The following is a 17,213-nucleotide window of genomic DNA, read 5'->3' as shown; positions in this document are numbered from 1 at the left end:
TGTACGCGTGCTTCTCGGGGTGATTGAGCGGCCCCGCTTTGACTTTGCGGAGCATCCATGAGCCCAATGAAAGACCGGATCAGTTCCAGCTTCCAGGCCCAAGGCCTGATGCAGGTACTGGGGGCCACCCTGCAGCATGTCCAGGATGGAGAGGTTCATATCGCCCTGCCGTTTTCGCAGCACCTGTCCCAGCAACATGGGTTCGTGCACGCCGGCGCGATCACGAGCATTCTGGACAGCGCCTGTGGCTACGCGGCGCTCACGCGGGCGCCGCACGGTCGGGAAGTCGTAACAGCCGAGTTCAAGATCAATCTGCTCCGCCCGGCGATTGGCAGCCACTTCTTGGCAATCGGCCGCGTTCAGAACGCTGGGCGCCAATTGACGGTTTGCACCGGTGAGGTTCGTGCCTTCTCATCGACGGATGACGCGTACAAGGTCGTTGCCCTCATGCAGGCGACCATCGCCAACGTGTCCCCGTGAGATTGAACCCAATCGTCCGACTCACACCACCAACCCCGCCCCCTTCAAGCGGCTCGCGTACACGCGGTTGAAGAGAGGGGTGGCCATCAGCGTGGTGACGATGGCCATGATGACCATGACGGTGAACAGTGTGGGCGTGATCAGCCCGGCCTGCAGGCCGATGTTCAGGATGATGAGTTCCATCAGGCCGCGGGCGTTCATCAGGCTGCCCACGGCGGCGGCTTCGGGGTGGCTCATGCCCTGCCAGCGGGCCACGGCGTAGCAGGCGCCGCCCTTGCCCAGCACGGCGGCGGCCAGCACCACGGCGGCCAAGCCCCAGAGGCCGGGCTCGGTCAGCAGGTTGATCTGCGTGTTCAGGCCCGAGTAGGTGAAAAAGCAGGGCAGCAAGAGGCTGGTGGTCAGCGGCATGAGCTGGCGCTCCAGCGCCTTGGGGACCCCGCCGTTGTCGCCGCGCGGCATGGCCAGGCCGAGCAGGAAGGCGCCGAACACGGCGTAGATGCCGATCATGTCCGTGCACCACGCCGCCAGCATCAAGAGGGCCAGCACCAACACGAGCTGGCCGCTGTTCAAGTCGCCCTGCACCTTGCCGATCCAGCGCGGCAGCACCCAGCGCAGGGGGCCCATGACGAAGGCGGCAAACAGCACCGAGCCGCCAATCGCCAGCACGGCGATGCTGGCCTGCCCCTTGAAGCTGGCCAGCACCACGGCCAGCACGCACCAGGCAGCGGCATCGTCCACGGCGCCAGCGGCCAGGGTCAGCGTGCCCAGCGGGGTGCCGGTGAGGCCGCGCTCGTAAATGATGCGCGCCAGCATGGGGAAGGCGGTGATGGACATGGCCGCACCCAGGAAGAGCATGGCCTGGAAGGGCTCGGTGGCGGCGGGGAAGAGGTCTTGCCGATCGGCCAGGAACCAAGCCAGGCCCGCGCCCAAGGCAAAGGGCGCGGCGATGCCGGCCAGGGACACCGAGGCCGCCTTGCCGACGCGGCCCTTCATCAGCTCCAGATCAAATTCGCAGCCGACCAGGAACATGTAGAGCGCCAGCGCAATCTGGGCCAGCGCGAAGAGGATGGGCTTGCTGGCCGCGGGGAAGAGCGAGGCGCTCAGCTCGGGCGCGAGCAGCCCCAGCAAAGAGGGCCCGAGCAGCACGCCGGCCACCATCTCGGCCACCACGGGCGATTGGCCGATGCGCACAAACACCCAACTCACGGCGCGGCAGGCCAGCAGGATCACGGCGAGCTGCATAAACAGAAGCACGGAGAGCTCGAAGGGGGTCATTGCGCGGTGAGGGCGGGTTGGAAGCGGGCAGTCTGCCCGAAAAGCGGGGCGGTTAGACGAGGCCGGGCCAGTGAGGGCCGCCGGCCGACCGCCAGCGGGCCTCCGAGTCCTGCAGCCAGGCCGCAGGCAACGGCCCCTGGGCCCAGGCGGCCTGCAGCGCGCGCAGGTTGTCCAGGCGCTGGCTGCCCACCAGCACGCTGCTGACGCCCGGCGCGAAGGCTGCAAAGCGCAGGGCCAGCGCGGGCCAATCCGCCTTCAGATCAGCATCCAGATCAGCCGCCTGACCCGCGCTCAGCCCCAAGGCCTGCCAGCGGTCCCAGTACTGGCCTTCGCAAAAGTCCTCCGGGCGCTGGGGCCGGGCCCAGGCGCGGCCTGCCAGGGCGCGTTTGACCAGCACACCCTTGGGCGTGGCGGCCACCTGCGGGGCGTTGGCCCGGTCCACCAGGCTCAGGCTGCACTGCACGGCGGCGAAGCGGTCGTCCGCCAGCGCGTGGGCCAGCTCGGCGTTCTCGCCGGAGTAAGCCGCCACCCGCAGTTTGCCGGCGCGAACGCAGTCGGCCAGGGCTTGGCTCACCTCACCCCGCTGCAGCACGTCCAGCGGGCAGGAGTGCAGGTGGCCGACGTCGATGACCTCGGTGCGCATCAGGCGTAGCGCGCGCTCCACGCCCTGCACGATGCAGTCATAGGTCCAATCCGGCACGCCCTCGACGCCGTAGCCAAACTTGGTGCTCAGCACAAAGTCCCGGCGGCGATGGGCCAGGTGCTGGCCGATGCGCGCCTCGCTGCGGCCGTAGCCGCGCGCGGTGTCGATGAGCGTGAGCCCGGCGTCCAGCACGCCGTTGAGCAGGCGGCCGACGGCGGTTTCGTCCTCCAGGCCGTCGAAGTGCATGGCGCCAAAGCCCAGGGCGCTGACGCTCAGACCGGTGGCGCCGAAGGGACGAATCCAGTCCGGCTGCAGCTCATCCCTTGCGTTCATGGCGCCTCTGTCTGGAGCAGTACACGCCCGAACAGCGGCGGCAGCGTCAGCGTGAGCTGACCGTCGGCGTGGGCCTGGGCGGCTGCCTTGGGCGTCAGCAGGTCGGCCCAGCGGCCCGGGGCGTCCACCGTCACGGTGCGGGCGCTGCGCGCGTTGTTGAGCGCAATGAGGGCGGTTTGCGCGCCGAGGCGGCGGCGCAGCACGATGACCTCATCCGTCACCAAGACTGGCGCCTCCAACACGCCCCGGCGCAGCACGGCGTGGGCCGCGCGCAGCTGGAGCAGGCGGCGGAAGTCGGCCCGCAGCCCGGTGTCGGGCTGGCCGCCCGCATCGGCCCAGGGGTAGGGCGCGCGGTTGTAGGGGTCGTCGCCGCCGCCCACGCCCACCTCGTCGCCGTAGTACACCGTGGGCGCGCCGGGGAAGCCGACTTGAAAGAGCAGTGCCAGCCGCAGGCGCTGCTTGGCCTCCCGCAACCGGGCGGGGTCGGTGCCGGGGTCCGTGTGCGGGTTGCCGGCAATGCCGAAGTGGTGCAGCGCACGGGCCTGGTCATGCGTGGAGAGCAGGTTCATGTTGGCGTGCAACATGGGCGCCGGGTAGGCCTCGCGGGTCAACTCCAGGCTGGGCATGATTTGCGTGGCCCGGCCCCCTGCCGCGTAGTCCAGCACCGCGTTGCGGAAGATGTAGTTCATCGTGGAGTCGAACTGGTCGCCCAGGAAGAACTTGCTGGCGTCAAACCAGGTCTCGGCCACGGTCAGGGCATCGGGCTTCTCCGCTTTGACCACGGCCGACCACTCGCGCCAGAAATCGTCGCTCACCCAGGGGGCCACGTCCATGCGCCAGCCGGCCGCGCCCTCGCGCAGCCAGTGGCGGGTGACCGAGTCGGCGTCGCGGTAGGCGAAGCGGCGCCAGCTCTCGCTGGCTTTGTTCAGTTCGGGCAGGTCCTTGATGCCCACCCAGCCCTGGTATTGATCGTTCGGGTTGGTCTTGCTGGTGTCGAACAGGAACCAGTCGGTGTAGGGGCTCTGGGGGTTGGGCTTGCCGTTCGCGAAAGCCCCTTCTTTCCCCCCGAAGTTGCCGAACCGATCGAAATATGGCGAGTCGGAGCCGACGTGGTTGAGCGAGGTGTCCAGGATGACGCGCAGCCCGTGCTTTTGCGCTTCGCGCGTGAGCCGGCGGAAGTCGGCGTTGCTGCCAAAGCCTGGGTCGATGCGCTTGTAGTCACCGGTGTCGTACTTGTGGTTGCTGGCCGCCTGGAAGATGGGCGTCAGGTACAGGGTGTTGGCGCCCAGGTCGCGGATCTCCCCCAGCTTGTCGATCAGGCCCTGCAGGTCCCCGCCGAAGAAGTCGTTGTTGTGGACGGCATCCCCCCCTTCTCCGGGGCGCCAGGGCCTCTCCAACCAGCGCGTGTGGCGCTCGATCGGGTGGTCCTGATAGCGCTGGCGCTTGGGGTCCGGGTCGTTGGCGGGGTTGCCGTTGCGAAAGCGCTCGGGGAAGACGTAGTAGTAGATGGTGTCCGCGGCCCAGTCCGGCACTCGCAACTGGGCTAGGTGCACAGTCTGGCGGTAGCGACGAATGCGCGAAGTATTGGCGGGCAGAGCCTCCACCAAGCCCGGCCCCATGGAGCCGAGCTCGCGCGTCCAGTACACGCTGTCCTTGTTGTTCTGCAGGGCGTACCGTCCCTGCTCGGTCTCAACCTCAAACCAATAGCCGTAGACGCCGATAGCCTCGAAGCGGTACTCGCCCTCAAAGCGGGTGCCCAGCCCATGGGGGCCAGGCGTGAGGGGCACGCGTGCCAGCGGCTCGTAGCGCAGGCGCTCCTGGTTGCCCTCCAGGTGGCGCCGCTCCACCACCAGGGTCACGGCGCGCACGCCGGGGCGGTTGGCGTGCACGGTGAAGCGGATCGTGCCGCCCACGGGCTGGGCGCCGAAGGGCTCCTTGTGCTGCAGCGCCCGCGAGTCGAACACCAGCGACAAGGCGGCCGGGTCGGTCACGCGCGCCGCTTGCGCGTCGGGGGCGGTCTTGGGGCCCAACTGCAATTGCGGGCGGCCGGCACCGTCAAACCGCAGGCTCAGCGTGTGCTCGCCCTCGAAGACCCGCACCAAGTTGGCATGGCCCCCCTGCGCCACGGTGGCAGGCTGGCCTTGGTGGTTCGCGGCCACGACGCTGGCGGGACTCCAGTCGGCATCGGCAATCTTGAATTCGTGCCGGTTCTTGAGGCTGAGGTTGAGCACCCAGGCGTTGCACAGCCAGCGGAACTGGTAGTCCTCCAGCGCGGCCCAGTTGTTCATGCTGCCGCGCAAGAACAGCTCTTGCGTGGGCTCGGGCGCGGGGCGGCAGGCGGCGTGGGCGGACATGCTGGAGACGATGGCGAGCAACAGGCCGCCCAGCGCCCGCAGGCCCCTCACCCTTTGACCCCACCGGCGGTAAGCCCCGAGACGATCCAGCGTTGCGCCAGCAGGAAGACCAGGGTGATGGGCAGGCCGGAGAGCACGGCGGCGGCGGCAAAGTCGCCCCACAAAAAGCGTTGGTCGTGCAGGAAGTATTTGGAACCCACGGCCAGAGTGAGGTTGCCCTCCTCGCGCAGCAGCACGCTGGCGACGGGGTACTCAATGATGGTGCCGATGAAGGCCAGCACGAAGACCACCATCAGAATGGGCACGGCCATGGGCAGCAGCACGCGCGAGAAGGCCTGCCAGTGGGTGGCCCCGTCCACCTTGGCGTTCTCTTCGATCTCGACGGGAATGGTCTCGAAGTAGCCCTTGATGGTCCAAACGTGGGTGGCGATGCCGCCCAGATAAGCCAGCACCAGCCCCGCATGGGTTTCGACGCCCAGCGCGGGGATGTAGGTGCCGAGGGTTTCAAAGATGGCAAAGATAGCCACCAGTGCCAGCACGGGCGGGAACATTTGCAGCAGCAGCATGCTGTTCAGAATGCTCTTCTGAAAGCGGAACTTCAGGCGCGCAAAGGCGTAAGCCGCCGTGGTGGAGATGGCCACGATCAAGAATGCCGAGAGCGTGGCGACCTTGATCGAGTTCCACAGCCAGGTCAGCACCGGGAAGGGTGGCGTGACCAAGGTGCCGTCTGCGGCTTGGTAAGGGATGCCCAGGGCGAGCTTCCAGTGCTCCAGGCTGATCTCGGTCGGGATCAATTGCCCGGTGGCGAAGTTGCCGGGCCGCAGCGAAATGGACACCACGGCCAGCAGCGGAAAGAGCGTGAGCGCCAGGAACACCCACAGCGTGGCATGGGCCGCCACGCTGCGCCAGCGAGCTAGTTTGCCGAGGACGATGGCCATGGTTCAGGACTCCAGATTCGTATGCGGGTGGGGGGCACGAGCAGGCCGGGCAGGCGTTCTGCTCCGTGTCCCTTCTTTGTCACCCCTGCGGGGCGACAAATTCATTCCTTGACCTCCGCAGAACACCCACCCGACCCGCCCAGGGGCCTGTGGTTTCCTTCGTCGAAGTAATGCGGTGACCATCATTTCTGCGCCCTCGCCGACATCCGCAGGTTGATCAACGACATCGCGGCCACGAGGATGAAGATCAGCGTGGAGATGGCGGCGGCCAAGCCGAAGTCCGAGCCCGAGTCGCGGAAGGCGATGCGGTAGGTGTAGCTGACCAGGATGTCCGTCTGCCCCGCGGGCAGTTTGGTGGAGAGGAAGTCGGGCCGCCCGTCCGTCAACAGCGCGATCAGCACAAAGTTGTTGAAGTTGAAGGCGAACGCGCTCACCAAGAGCGGCGCCAGCGGCTTGATGATCAAGGGCGCCGTGATCTTGAAGAAGTTGGTCGCCGGGCTGGCGCCGGCCAGGGCCGAGGCCTCGTACAGGTCCGAGGGAATGGCTTTGAGCAGGCCAGAGCACAGGATCATGATGTACGGGTAGCCCAGCCACACGTTCACGATGAGCAGCATCACCTTGGCCAAGAACGGGTCCGCGAACCACGCGGGTTTCACGCCGAACAGGGCGTCGAGGATGGCGTTGATCTCGCCAAAGTTCTGATTGAACAGCCCCTTGAACACCAGGATGGAGATGAAGCCCGGCACCGCGTAGGGCAAGAACAAGAGTGTGCGGTAGGTGGTACGAAAGCGCAGGCCTTCCCAGTTCAGCAGCACGGCCAGGAACATGCCGATGGCGGTGGCGAACAGCACCGTCAGCGCGGAGAACACCACCGTCCACGAGAAGATGGCCAAGAAGGGGCCGCGGAACTCGGCGTCCAACAGCATGCGGCTGTAGTTGGCCCAGCCCACGCCGGACTTGAACCCGGGCGCCAGCGTTTCGCCCTGCGCCGATTGGAAGAAGCCAGAGTCAGCGCTGGGGTGAAACACCACGCCATCGGCGCGGCGCGTCAGGCTGCCGTCGGGGTTCGCCGCCCAATGGGGGGTGATGGGGCCGAACTCGCGCAGGCCCAGGTACCGCAGTTCGGGGTGGCCGGGTAGGGCCAGCACGAGTTGGCGCAGGGCATCGCGGTGTTTCACCACCTCAGCCAAAGGCAGGGCCGCTTGCAGGGGCCCGTTCAGGGGCAAGGGCTCCTCGGTTGCTGGACGCAGGTCGACCCGCAGCAGCTCAGCCGTTGGGCGCAAGGCCAGCGAGGGGGACACCCACGCGGGTGCGGCACCTTCACCGTCGGGGCCAGGGGCGCCGCGCAGCACCAATCGGTAGGCCCCGCCATCGGCATGCAGCGTGAAGGCTTGAACCTGCTCCTCCACGGCGTCGTGTTGGTCCAGCAGGTAGGCCCGCACCCGCTCCTCGCTCAGCAAGTGCGTGGAGGAGTAGTTGGTGAAGCCGATCTGTGCCGTGTAGACCAGGGGGAAGGCGATGAACACCAGCATGCCGGCCACGCCGGGAAACAGGTAACGGTATGCGAATCCAGAGCCGGAGAGGTAGACATAGAACCCGGCGGTGAAGAGCACCAACGCGCCCACCGCCCAACTGGACTGGCCGGCGGCGTGGATGGCAAAGACCAGCGCCAAGGCGGCCAACAGGCCGGCCAGAACCAGGGGCCATTTCAGCCAGCGCGCCAACCGTTCAAGCACGCTCGGCGGCGCCATGGAATAACGCTGGCCCAGCGGAGAGAGCGAAGCGGGTGCAGAAGAAGCAGTGGGGGCCGTCATGGTGTCACTTCCTCAGCAGCATGCGCGCTGCAGCGCCGTCCAGCGCGTCCTTGGGCGATTGCAGGCCATTGGTGATGGCTTCCAGCGCCGCGTCCATGGCGGTCCAGAAGCGGCCCACTTCAGGGATGTTGGGGATGGGCTGGCCGGTCTGGGCGTTCACCATGCTGGCGCGGATCAGCGGGTTGACCGAGAGCTCGGCGTAGAACGCCTTGTTGGCCGGCACGCCCAGGGGCACGTCAGCGTCGAGGATCTTCAGTGCCTCGGGCCGCATCAGGTGGTTCTCGATGAACTCCTTGGCCAGGTCCTTGTTGCGACTGGGCGCGGCAATCATGCAACCCAGCACCCCCACAAAGCTGCGGCTGGGCTGGCCGGCCTCGACCGCGGGGATGGGCGCAATGGCAAAGTCAATCTTGGCCTTTTTGGCGTTGTCCCAGGCCCAGGGGCCGGAGATCATCATTGCCACCTCGCCGCGTGCAAAACCCGATTCCATTTCGGCGTAGTTCGCGCCTTTGGGCATGTAGCCCTCTTTGACCAGGCGCTCCAGCACGTGGCCGGCCTGCACCGCCCCCGGCGTGTTGACGCCGACCTGGCGCGGGTCGAAGTCGCCCTGGGCATCGCGGCCGAAGATCACACCGCCCGCACCGGCAAACATCGGCCAGCTGAAGAAGCTCTTGCTGTAGTGCCACAGGATGGCGCGCTTGCCCTGGGGCTTGAGGGCGGCGTCCAAGCGCATCACCTCGTCCCAGGTCGTGGGGATGTCCTTGACCAGGTTCTTGTTGACGATCAGCCCCAGGGTCTCGATGGCGATGGGGTAGCCCCAGACGCGCCCGCGGTAGCTCAGCGCCTGCCAGGCTTGCTCTTCGTTTTCGGCGCGCAAGCGGGCCGAGGGGCGAATCGGCGTCAGAAGGCCCGCCTTGGCCCACTCGCCCACGCGGTCGTGCGGCCAGCAAAAGACGTCCGGCCCTTTGCCGGCGCCAACGGCCTGCTGAAATTTGTCGGTGGCGTCCACAGGGTGCTCGACGACGACGGGCACGCCCGAGACCTTGGCAAAGGCATCGCCCACCTTTTGCAGGCCGTTGTAGGCCTTGTCGCCATTGATCCAGACGAGCAGCTTGGGGGCCTTTTCGGCGCGGGCGGGCGCGTGGGTCAGGCTCAGTGCGCCCCCCACCAGCGCCGTGATCAGCAACAGTGGCGCGGCCCTCATGCCGCCAGCTCCGGTGCGCCCAGGCGGCGGAAGGCCTGGCCTTGGGCGTCGAACAGGTAAATCGCCTCGGCGGGGAAGTGCAGGTCCAGCGTGTCGCCCGCGCGCACGCGGTCCGCGCCATTGCGGCCCTCGAACTGACAGGTCAGGGCCTCTTCCACGCCGGGGAAGGGGCAGTAGGCGAAGGTGGTGCCGCCCAACGACTCCACAAAGGCCACCGTGCCCTGCAGCAGGTTGTCCGGGCCGCCGATGCGGATGTGCTCGGGGCGAATGCCCAATGTGACGGGCTCGCCAACGCGGGCGCGCCGCGCATCCACGCGCACCCGCAGTCGGAGCCCGCTGGCCAGCTTGACTTCGACCTGGTCATCTTTGATCAAGGCCAGCTCGCCCTCAATGAAGTTCATCTTGGGGCTGCCGATGAAGCCGGCCACGAACAGATTGCAAGGGTGTTCGTACAACTCCAGCGGGCTGCCCACCTGCTCGATCTTGCCGCTTGATAGCACCACGATGCGGTCGGCCAGCGTCATGGCCTCGACCTGGTCGTGCGTCACATAGACCATGGTGGTTTTGAGCTCGTCGTGCAGCTTGGCGAACTCGTAGCGCATGCGCACGCGCAGCGCGGCGTCCAGGTTAGAGAGCGGTTCGTCGAACAGGAAGACCTCGGGCTTGCGCACGATGGCGCGGCCGATGGCCACGCGCTGGCGCTGGCCGCCCGAGAGGTCCTTGGGCTTGCGGTCCAGCAGGTGGTCGATGTGCAGGATCTTGGCCGCGTGCTGCACGGCGCGCTCAATCTCGTCCTTGGGCACCTTGGCCAGCTTGAGCCCGAACGCCATGTTGTCGAACAGGTTCATGTGCGGGTACAGCGCATAGCTCTGGAACACCATGGCAATGCCCCGCTCGGCGGGAGGCACCTCGTTGACCAAGCGGCCACCGATGCGCAATTCACCGCCGGTAATGTCTTCCAGGCCGGCAATCGTGCGCAGAAGCGTGCTCTTGCCGCAGCCCGAGGGGCCGACGAAGACCATGAACTCGCCGTCGCGGATCTCCAGGTCAATGCCGTGCAGGATGCGCACATCCCCATAGGCCTTGGTCACGCCGCTGAACTGAACATCCGCCATCAAGCTCTCCGAGTGGGGCGGCCGCGCCGCCCGATTGGGTGGACTGAATATACCGATCAAAATGTAGTTTCACAACAAGACGAACCCTTGGGTGCTTCGTGCAGCAAGGAGAAAGCCTCCCAATGTGCGGCAAAATGCGGGTTATCCCGATGTAGTCAAACTACACAACCAGAGGCAGGTGGGCGATACTGACTCCGCAACGACGTGTCGCGGGGGGCAGTCTCCCGGTTGCGTCGATCTTGCCCTGGCCCCGGTCGATGGTGATCGGGACCTTCACGCCCCCAAACGGATGACCCGAATGAGCGTTACTACGGCCCCCATGACCACGACTTCCCGCCCCCGACTGCAAACCGCCTTCAAGGCGGCCCTGGCTCGCGAATTGGGCCAAACCCCTGGCGTTCCCCCCACCAAGGAGGCGGTGTTTCGCGCGGCGGCGCAGGCCTGCCGCGAATTGCTGGCGGACCGCTGGGTGGCCACCCAGGCTGCCGACAATCAGCGCGGCGCCACCGGCGCGCGCCGCGTGCATTACCTCAGCATGGAATTCCTGATGGGCCGCGCCTTGGGCAATGCCCTGGCGGCCCTGGGGCTGGACAAACTGATGCAAGAACAGCTGGAGCCGCTGGGCTTGGAGCTGTCCGACGTGTTGGAGCGTGAGCCCGACGCGGCGCTGGGCAACGGCGGCCTCGGCCGCTTGGCCGCATGCTTCTTGGACAGCTTTGCGGAGCTGGGGCTGCCCAGCTTTGGCTACGGACTGCGCTACCAGTACGGCATGTTTGCCCAAGGCATCGAGGGCGGCCGCCAGGTGGAGAGCCCGGACGACTGGATGAAGCTGGGTGCCCCCTGGGAGGTGATCCGCCGCGAGCGCCGCTACCCCGTGCGCTTTGGCGGGCGCGTGGTGAGCGAGAGCTCGACCATGGGCAGCGTGGGCGGCCGGCGTTGGATCGGTGGCGAGGTGGTCATGGCCCAGGCCTACGACTTCATCGTGCCAGCGCACCACAGCGAGCGGGTGTCAACCCTGCGCCAGTGGCAGGCCGAGGCCAGCAGCCCCATCGACTTTTCCGCCTTCTGCCGCGGGGAATACCTGGAGGCCGCGCGCCACCGCGTGCTAGCCGACGCGCTGAACTGGGTGCTGTACCCCGATGACAGCACCGAGGCCGGCCGCGAACTGCGCTTGAAGCAAGAGGCCTTCCTGGTCAGCGCCAGCCTGCAGGACTTGGTGGCGCGCCACCAGCGCGAGTTTGGCAACTTGGACGATCTGGGGCGCCTGAATGCCATCCACCTGAACGACACGCACCCGGCGCTGGCCCCGGCCGAACTGATGCGCATCCTGGTGGACGAGCACGCCTACACCTGGGAACAGGCCTGGACCATCACCCGTCAAGCGGTGAGCTACACCAACCACACGTTGATGCCCGAGGCGCTGGAAACCTGGCCCGTGCGCATGTTTGAGCAACTGCTGCCGCGCCACCTCGAAATCATTTACGAGATCAACCACCACTTCCTGGAGGCGGTGGCTCGCGCCGTGCCGGGCGACACCGAACTGCTGCGCCGCGTCTCCATCATTGACGAGGGCTCGCCGCACACCGGCTATGAGCGCCGGGTGCGCATGGCGGCGCTGTCCATCGTGGCTTCGCACCGCGTCAATGGCGTGGCCCAGTTGCACTCCGACCTGTGCGTGCAAACCATCTTTGCCGACTACGCCCGGCTCTACCCCGAGCGCTTCCACAACGTCACGAATGGCGTGACGCCGCGCCGCTGGCTGCAACAGGCCAACCCGGGTCTGTCCGGCTTGCTGGACGGCCACATTGGCAAGGGCTGGCGCAAGAACCTGGCGGAGTTGGCCAAGCTCGGCAAAAAGGCCGGAGATGCGGGGCTGCAAAAAGAGTTCTTGGCGGTCAAGCGTGCCAACAAAGAGCGCCTAGCGGCCTTGATCCGCAAGCAGCTCGGGCCGGTCGTCAACCCCGACAGCTTGTTCGACATCCAGATCAAGCGCATCCACGAATACAAGCGCCAGCTGCTGAACATCCTGCACGTCATCGCGCGCTATCAGGCCATCGTCGCCAGCCCGGACCGGGCGCCGGACGGCAAGGCCTGGGTGCCGCGCACCGTGATCATCGCGGGCAAGGCGGCCTCGGCGTATCACATGGCCAAGCTCATCATCCAGCTCGCGCACGACGTGGCCCGGGTGGTGAACAGTGACCCGCGGGTCGGCGGCAAGCTCAAGCTGGTCTTCCTGCCCAACTACGGCGTGAGCCTGGCCGAGACCATCATCCCGGCGGCCGACCTGTCCGAGCAAATCTCCACGGCCGGCACCGAGGCCAGTGGCACGGGCAATATGAAGTTCGCCATGAACGGCGCCCTGACCATTGGCACCTGGGACGGCGCCAACATCGAGATGGCGCAGGCCATGGGTGAGGAGAACATGTTCGTCTTCGGGCTGCGCGCCGAGGACGTGCAGCGCATCAAGGACCTGGGCTACGACCCGCGCCTTTACCAAGAAGAGAACCACCAGCTCAAGGCTGTGGTGCACGCCATTGCGGATGGCAGCTTCAGCGGCGGGGACGCCGAGCGCTACCGGGCGATCGTCGACAACCTCACGTATCGTGACGGCTATCTGCTCATGGCCGACTTTGCCGACTACGTGGCCAAGCAGTTGGAGGTCGATGCCCTGTACCGCAAGAAGGCGGCCTGGGCCGAACGGGCGCTGCGCAACGTGGCCGGCATGGGCTGGTTCTCGTCGGACCGCACCATTGCGGAGTACGTGGAGCGGGTCTGGTCGGCGGAGTCGCTGGGCTAAGAAGCCAAGGAGAGTCGATGCTGGACGCCGCAACGCTGGAGGCCTTGCAAGGCGGTCGCCATGGCGACCCCTTCGCGGTGCTCGGGCCGCACCCGGATGGCCAGGGCGGCCTGTGGCTGCGCGCGTTTCTGCCCGGGGCGGAGGCCGTCAGTGCCGTATTCGCCACGGGCGCGGGGGTGGAGTTGCCGCGACGGGCCGGCTCCGACCTTTTTGAGGCGCACCTGGGCACCCATCCGGGCGCTTACCGCTTGCGCGTGCGCTGGGCCGGTGGCGTCACCACCGAGCAAGCCGACACCTACGCCTTTGGCGCGCTGTTCAGTGACGCGGAGCTGCGGCGCCTGCGCGATGGCAACGAGCCGCGTCTGCACGAACTGCTGGGGGCGCACCCGCAGGTCATCGCGGGCGAAGCCGGGGTTCGCTTTGCGCTCTGGGCCCCCAATGCCCAGCGGGTCTCGGTGGTCGGGGGGTTCAACGGTTGGGACGGCCGTCGTCACCCCATGCGGCTGCGCCACGACGCCGGGGTGTGGGAGCTGTTCATTCCCGGGTTGCAAGTTGGGGAGCTTTACAAGTACGAGCTGCGCACCCCTGACGGCGTGGTGCTGCCGCTCAAGGCGGACCCGGTGGCCTTCGCCGCCGAGCTGCGCCCGGCGACCGCCTCGCGCGTGGTGGGCTTGCCGCCGCGCCGCGCCGTGCCCGCCGAGCGGGCGGCCGCCAACCGGCGCGACGCCCCCATTTCGGTCTACGAGGTGCACCCGGCGAGCTGGCGCCGGCCCGAGGGGCGGTTTCCCACCTGGGACGAGCTGGCCGCCGAGCTGATTCCCTATGTGCAGGGCTTGGGCTTCACGCACCTGGAGCTCCTGCCCATCAGCGAGCATCCGTTTGACGGCTCCTGGGGTTATCAGACGCTGGGCCTCTTCGCTCCCACCGCTCGCTTTGGCGAGCCGGAAGGCTTTGCCCGTTTTGTGCAGGCTTGCCATGCCGCCGGGCTGGGCTTGCTGCTGGACTGGGTGCCGGCCCACTTCCCCATGGATGCCCACGGACTGGCGCGCTTTGATGGCACGGCCCTCTACGAATACGCCGACCCGAAGGAGGGCTTCCACCGCGACTGGAACACGCTGATCTACAACTTCGGCCGTAGCGAGGTGCGCAGCTTTCTGGCCAGCAGCGCGCTCTACTGGGTCGAGCATTTCGGTGTGGACGGCTTGCGGGTCGACGCCGTGGCCTCCATGCTCTACCGCGACTACTCCCGCCCCTACGGTGAGTGGGTGCCCAACCACCAGGGCGGGCGCGAGAACCTGGAAGCCATTGCCCTGCTCAAGCACGTCAACGAGCAAGTCAGCCTGGCCGGGGGGTTCACGGTGGCCGAGGAGAGCACAGCTTTTCCGGGGGTCAGCCAGCCCACCTACGCTGGCGGCCTGGGCTTTCACTTCAAGTGGAACATGGGGTGGATGAACGACACCCTGCGCACGATGCACCAGGACCCCGTGCACCGGCGCTGGCACCACAACGGGCTGACCTTCGGCCTCGTTTATGCGTTCAGCGAGAACTTCATGCTGCCGCTCTCGCACGACGAGGTCGTGCACGGCAAGGGCTCGCTGCTGGACAAGATGCCGGGCGATGCCTGGCAGCAGTTTGCCAACCTGCGCGCCTACTACGGCTTTATGTGGGGCCACCCCGGCAAGAAGCTGCTCTTCATGGGGCAGGAGTGGGGCCAGCGCGGCGAATGGAATTTTGAAAAGAACCTGCCCTGGGCCCAGGCCGAGGAGGCACCCCATACAGGCGTACGCCGGCTGGTGGCGGACCTGAATCATCTGTACCGTCGCGAGAGCGCCCTGCACCGGCTGGACTGCGAGGCCGCGGGCTTCGAATGGCTGGTGGCGGACGATGCGGAGCAATCGGTGCTGGCCTGGCTGCGCCACGACGGCCAGGGGCGCAGCGTGATGGTGGTGTGCAACCTCACCCCCCAGCCGCGCCGCGCGTACCGCATTGGCTGCCCCGGCGCTGCGTGGCGCGAGGCCCTGAACACCGACAGCACCCACTACGGCGGCAGCAATGTGGGCAATGGCTCGGGTCCCGTCACGGTCGAGCCGATTGCAGCGCACGGCCGCAGCCACAGCGTGGCGCTCACCCTGCCGCCCTTGGCCACCCTGTTCCTCACCCCCTGCTGATGCGCCTTCCTGACTCCCTCCAGCCCGGCCGTGTGAGCCCGCTGGGCAGCAGCCTGCAAACCCACGGCGAGACGGCGGGTGTCAACTTCGCCGTGTTCTCCGAACATGCCGTGCGGGTGGAGGTTTGTGTGTTCGATGCGGCGGGGCAGCGCGAACTGCGCCGATTGGCCTTGCACGGCCCGGACGATGGCATTTGGCACGGCTTTCTGCCGGGCGCTCAAGCGGGCTTGGTCTACGGCCTGCGGGCCCATGGCCCTTATGCGCCGGAGCAGGGTCACCGCTTCAACGCCAACAAGCTGCTGCTGGACCCGCATGCCCGTGAGATCGTGGGCCACTTCGGCTGGCGGGCCGAGCACCACGGCTACGTGCTGGGGGACCCCGAAGGCCCGCGCAGCTTTGATGTGCGGGACAACGCGTTGCACGCGCTCAAAGCCCGTGTGGCCGCGCCGCTGGCCGGGCCCGACCCCCGCGCCAATGCGCCGCACCATGCGGTGGAATCGCTGGTTATTTACGAAGCCCACGTCAAGGGCTTCACGCGCCGGCTTGCAGCCGTGCCGGAATCGCTGCGCGGCACCTACGCGGGCCTCGGCCATCCGGCCGCCGTGGCCCACCTCAAGCGCTTGGGCGTCAACGCCATTGAGCTGCTGCCCATCCACTACACGGTGGACGAGCCGCATCTGACCGACAAGGGGCTGCCCAATTACTGGGGCTACAACTCGCTGGGCTTCTTTTGCCCCGACCCGCGCTGGGCGCGGGCCAAGGACCCAACCCGCATTCGCGATGAGTTCCGCGCCATGGTGCAGGCCCTGCACGCGGCGGGGATCGAGGTGCTGCTGGATGTGGTTTACAACCACACGCCCGAGGGCAATGAGTTCGGCCCCACGCTGCACCTGCGCGGCCTGGATAACCGCAGTCACTACCACCTGCACCCCGACGACGCGAGCCACAACGAAAACTGGACCGGCTGCGGCAACACCCTCAACTGCGCCCACCCGCGGGTGACGCAGCTGGTGCTGGATTCGCTGCGCTGCTGGGTGCAGGAGTACGGGGTCGACGGCTTCCGCTTTGACCTGGCGCCCGTGCTGGGGCGCACGCGCGGCGGCTACTCGTCCCAAGCGGCCTTCTTCACGGCTTTGCGTCAGGACCCGGTGCTGGCCGGCGTCCACCTGATTGCCGAGCCCTGGGATGCAGGCCCCGGGGGCTACCAGGTCGGCCACTTCCCGGGGCGCTTCCTGGAGTGGAACGACAAGTACCGCGACGCCGCGCGTGGCTACTGGCTGGCGCCCTGGGTGGGCGGCGGGGTCAGCCGCGGCGAGTTCGCGCGGCGATTGGCGGGCTCCAGCGACGTCTTCCACCACGGGGGCCGCCAGCCCACGGCCAGCGTCAACTTCGTCACCTGTCACGACGGCTTCACCCTGTGGGACTTGCTCAGCCACAGCCGCAAGCACAACCACGCCAATGGCGAGGACAACCGCGACGGCCGTGACAACGAACTGTGCGCCAACTTGGGGGTTGAAGGGCCGACGGCCGACCCGGCCGTCACCCTCACGCGGCAGCGGGTGCAGCGGGCCCTGCTGGCAACCCTGGCGTTTTCGCAGGGCACCCCCATGCTCAATGCGGGAGACGAGCTGGGCCACAGCCAAGGCGGCAACAACAACGCCTACTGCCAGGACAACGGCACCACTTGGTTGGACTGGACCCAGGCCGACACCCAGCTCTTGGACTTTGTGACGCGCTGTTTTGCGCTGCGGGCCAAGCACCCCCTGCTGCGCCACCCGCGCTGGTTCGCTGGCCCGGGCTCGGGCTTGGCCCATGTGCACTGGCTGCGCCCGGACGGCGGCGAGATGCAGCCCTGCGATTGGCAGGTGGGTGGCGAAGCGGCCTTCGCCTGCGCCCTGCACGACGGCCCGGCACCGCAGCAGCGCCTGCTGCTGCTCTTCAACCCCGAGACCGGCCCGCGGCGCTTTGCGCTGCCCGCCGGGCCCTGGACTTGTTTGCTGGACTCCGACCCCACGACGGCGCGGCCCGAGGCGCCCTGCAGCGGGGCGGTGGAGCTGGCCCCCCACACGCTCTTGCTTTTGAAAGCCTGACC

Annotated in this window: 11 protein-coding genes; 4 read left to right on the top strand and 7 right to left on the bottom strand. The window is 67.4% G+C overall.

Features of this window, described 5'->3' with window-relative positions; translation table 11 throughout:
• Positions 1–57: 57 nt before the first annotated feature.
• On the top strand, positions 58–480 hold the full coding sequence (locus I7X43_RS02850; RefSeq protein ID WP_198099376.1) for a PaaI family thioesterase: 423 nt from the start codon (positions 58–60) through the stop codon (positions 478–480).
• Between the two features lie 21 nt (positions 481–501).
• Here I7X43_RS02850 and I7X43_RS02845 read toward each other — a convergent pair whose 3' ends face one another.
• From I7X43_RS02845 to I7X43_RS02815, 7 genes are all read right to left on the bottom strand, one after another.
• Entirely contained in the window at positions 502–1,734 is a 1,233-nt protein-coding gene (locus I7X43_RS02845; protein WP_310737508.1) for a cation:proton antiporter, read from the bottom strand.
• A gap of 73 nt (positions 1,735–1,807) precedes the next feature.
• A complete protein-coding gene (locus tag I7X43_RS02840; protein WP_198099374.1) occupies positions 1,808–2,731 on the bottom strand; it encodes an aldo/keto reductase in 924 nt (307 codons plus the stop codon).
• Positions 2,728–5,136, bottom strand: a complete 2,409-nt coding sequence (locus I7X43_RS02835; protein ID WP_198099373.1) for a glycoside hydrolase family 13 protein — start codon at positions 5,134–5,136, stop codon at positions 2,728–2,730. The genes I7X43_RS02840 and I7X43_RS02835 overlap by 4 nt, the downstream gene beginning before the upstream one ends.
• Positions 5,133–6,023: a maltose ABC transporter permease MalG gene (gene malG, locus I7X43_RS02830; protein ID WP_198099372.1), complete on the bottom strand. Its 891-nt coding sequence runs from the start codon at positions 6,021–6,023 to the stop codon at positions 5,133–5,135. The genes I7X43_RS02835 and malG overlap by 4 nt, the downstream gene beginning before the upstream one ends.
• A 182-nt stretch (positions 6,024–6,205) precedes the next feature.
• Positions 6,206–7,837, bottom strand: coding sequence for a maltose ABC transporter permease MalF (gene malF / locus I7X43_RS02825; protein ID WP_246480096.1), 1,632 nt, complete (start codon positions 7,835–7,837; stop codon positions 6,206–6,208).
• 4 nt (positions 7,838–7,841) lie between these two features.
• On the bottom strand, positions 7,842–9,041 hold the full coding sequence (gene malE / locus I7X43_RS02820; RefSeq protein WP_198099371.1) for a maltose/maltodextrin ABC transporter substrate-binding protein MalE: 1,200 nt from the start codon (positions 9,039–9,041) through the stop codon (positions 7,842–7,844).
• A complete protein-coding gene (locus I7X43_RS02815) occupies positions 9,038–10,156 on the bottom strand; it encodes an ABC transporter ATP-binding protein (protein WP_198099370.1) in 1,119 nt (372 codons plus the stop codon). Before I7X43_RS02815 ends, malE begins: the two co-directional genes overlap by 4 nt.
• Before the next feature lie 319 nt (positions 10,157–10,475).
• On the opposite strand from I7X43_RS02815, the gene I7X43_RS02810 reads away from it, so the two are divergent.
• The 3 genes from I7X43_RS02810 to glgX are packed head-to-tail and all read left to right on the top strand — an operon-like array spanning position 10,476 to position 17,211.
• Entirely contained in the window at positions 10,476–12,953 is a 2,478-nt protein-coding gene (locus tag I7X43_RS02810) for a glycogen/starch/alpha-glucan phosphorylase (RefSeq protein WP_198099369.1), read from the top strand.
• Between the two features lie 17 nt (positions 12,954–12,970).
• Positions 12,971–15,121: a 1,4-alpha-glucan branching protein GlgB gene (gene glgB / locus I7X43_RS02805; protein ID WP_198099368.1), complete on the top strand. Its 2,151-nt coding sequence runs from the start codon at positions 12,971–12,973 to the stop codon at positions 15,119–15,121.
• Positions 15,121–17,211 carry a glycogen debranching protein GlgX gene (gene glgX / locus I7X43_RS02800; RefSeq protein ID WP_198099367.1) on the top strand — a complete coding sequence of 697 codons (2,091 nt, stop codon included), beginning with the start codon at positions 15,121–15,123 and terminating at the stop codon, positions 17,209–17,211. The genes glgB and glgX overlap by 1 nt, the downstream gene beginning before the upstream one ends.
• Positions 17,212–17,213: the final 2 nt, after the last annotated feature.

It is taken from the genome of Inhella gelatinilytica, from assembly GCF_016093295.1.
Classification (GTDB): Bacteria; Pseudomonadota; Gammaproteobacteria; order Burkholderiales; family Burkholderiaceae_C; genus Inhella; species Inhella gelatinilytica.
The sequence above is the reverse complement of the archived record's forward strand: the minus strand, read 5'-3'. Positions and strand labels throughout refer to the sequence as shown.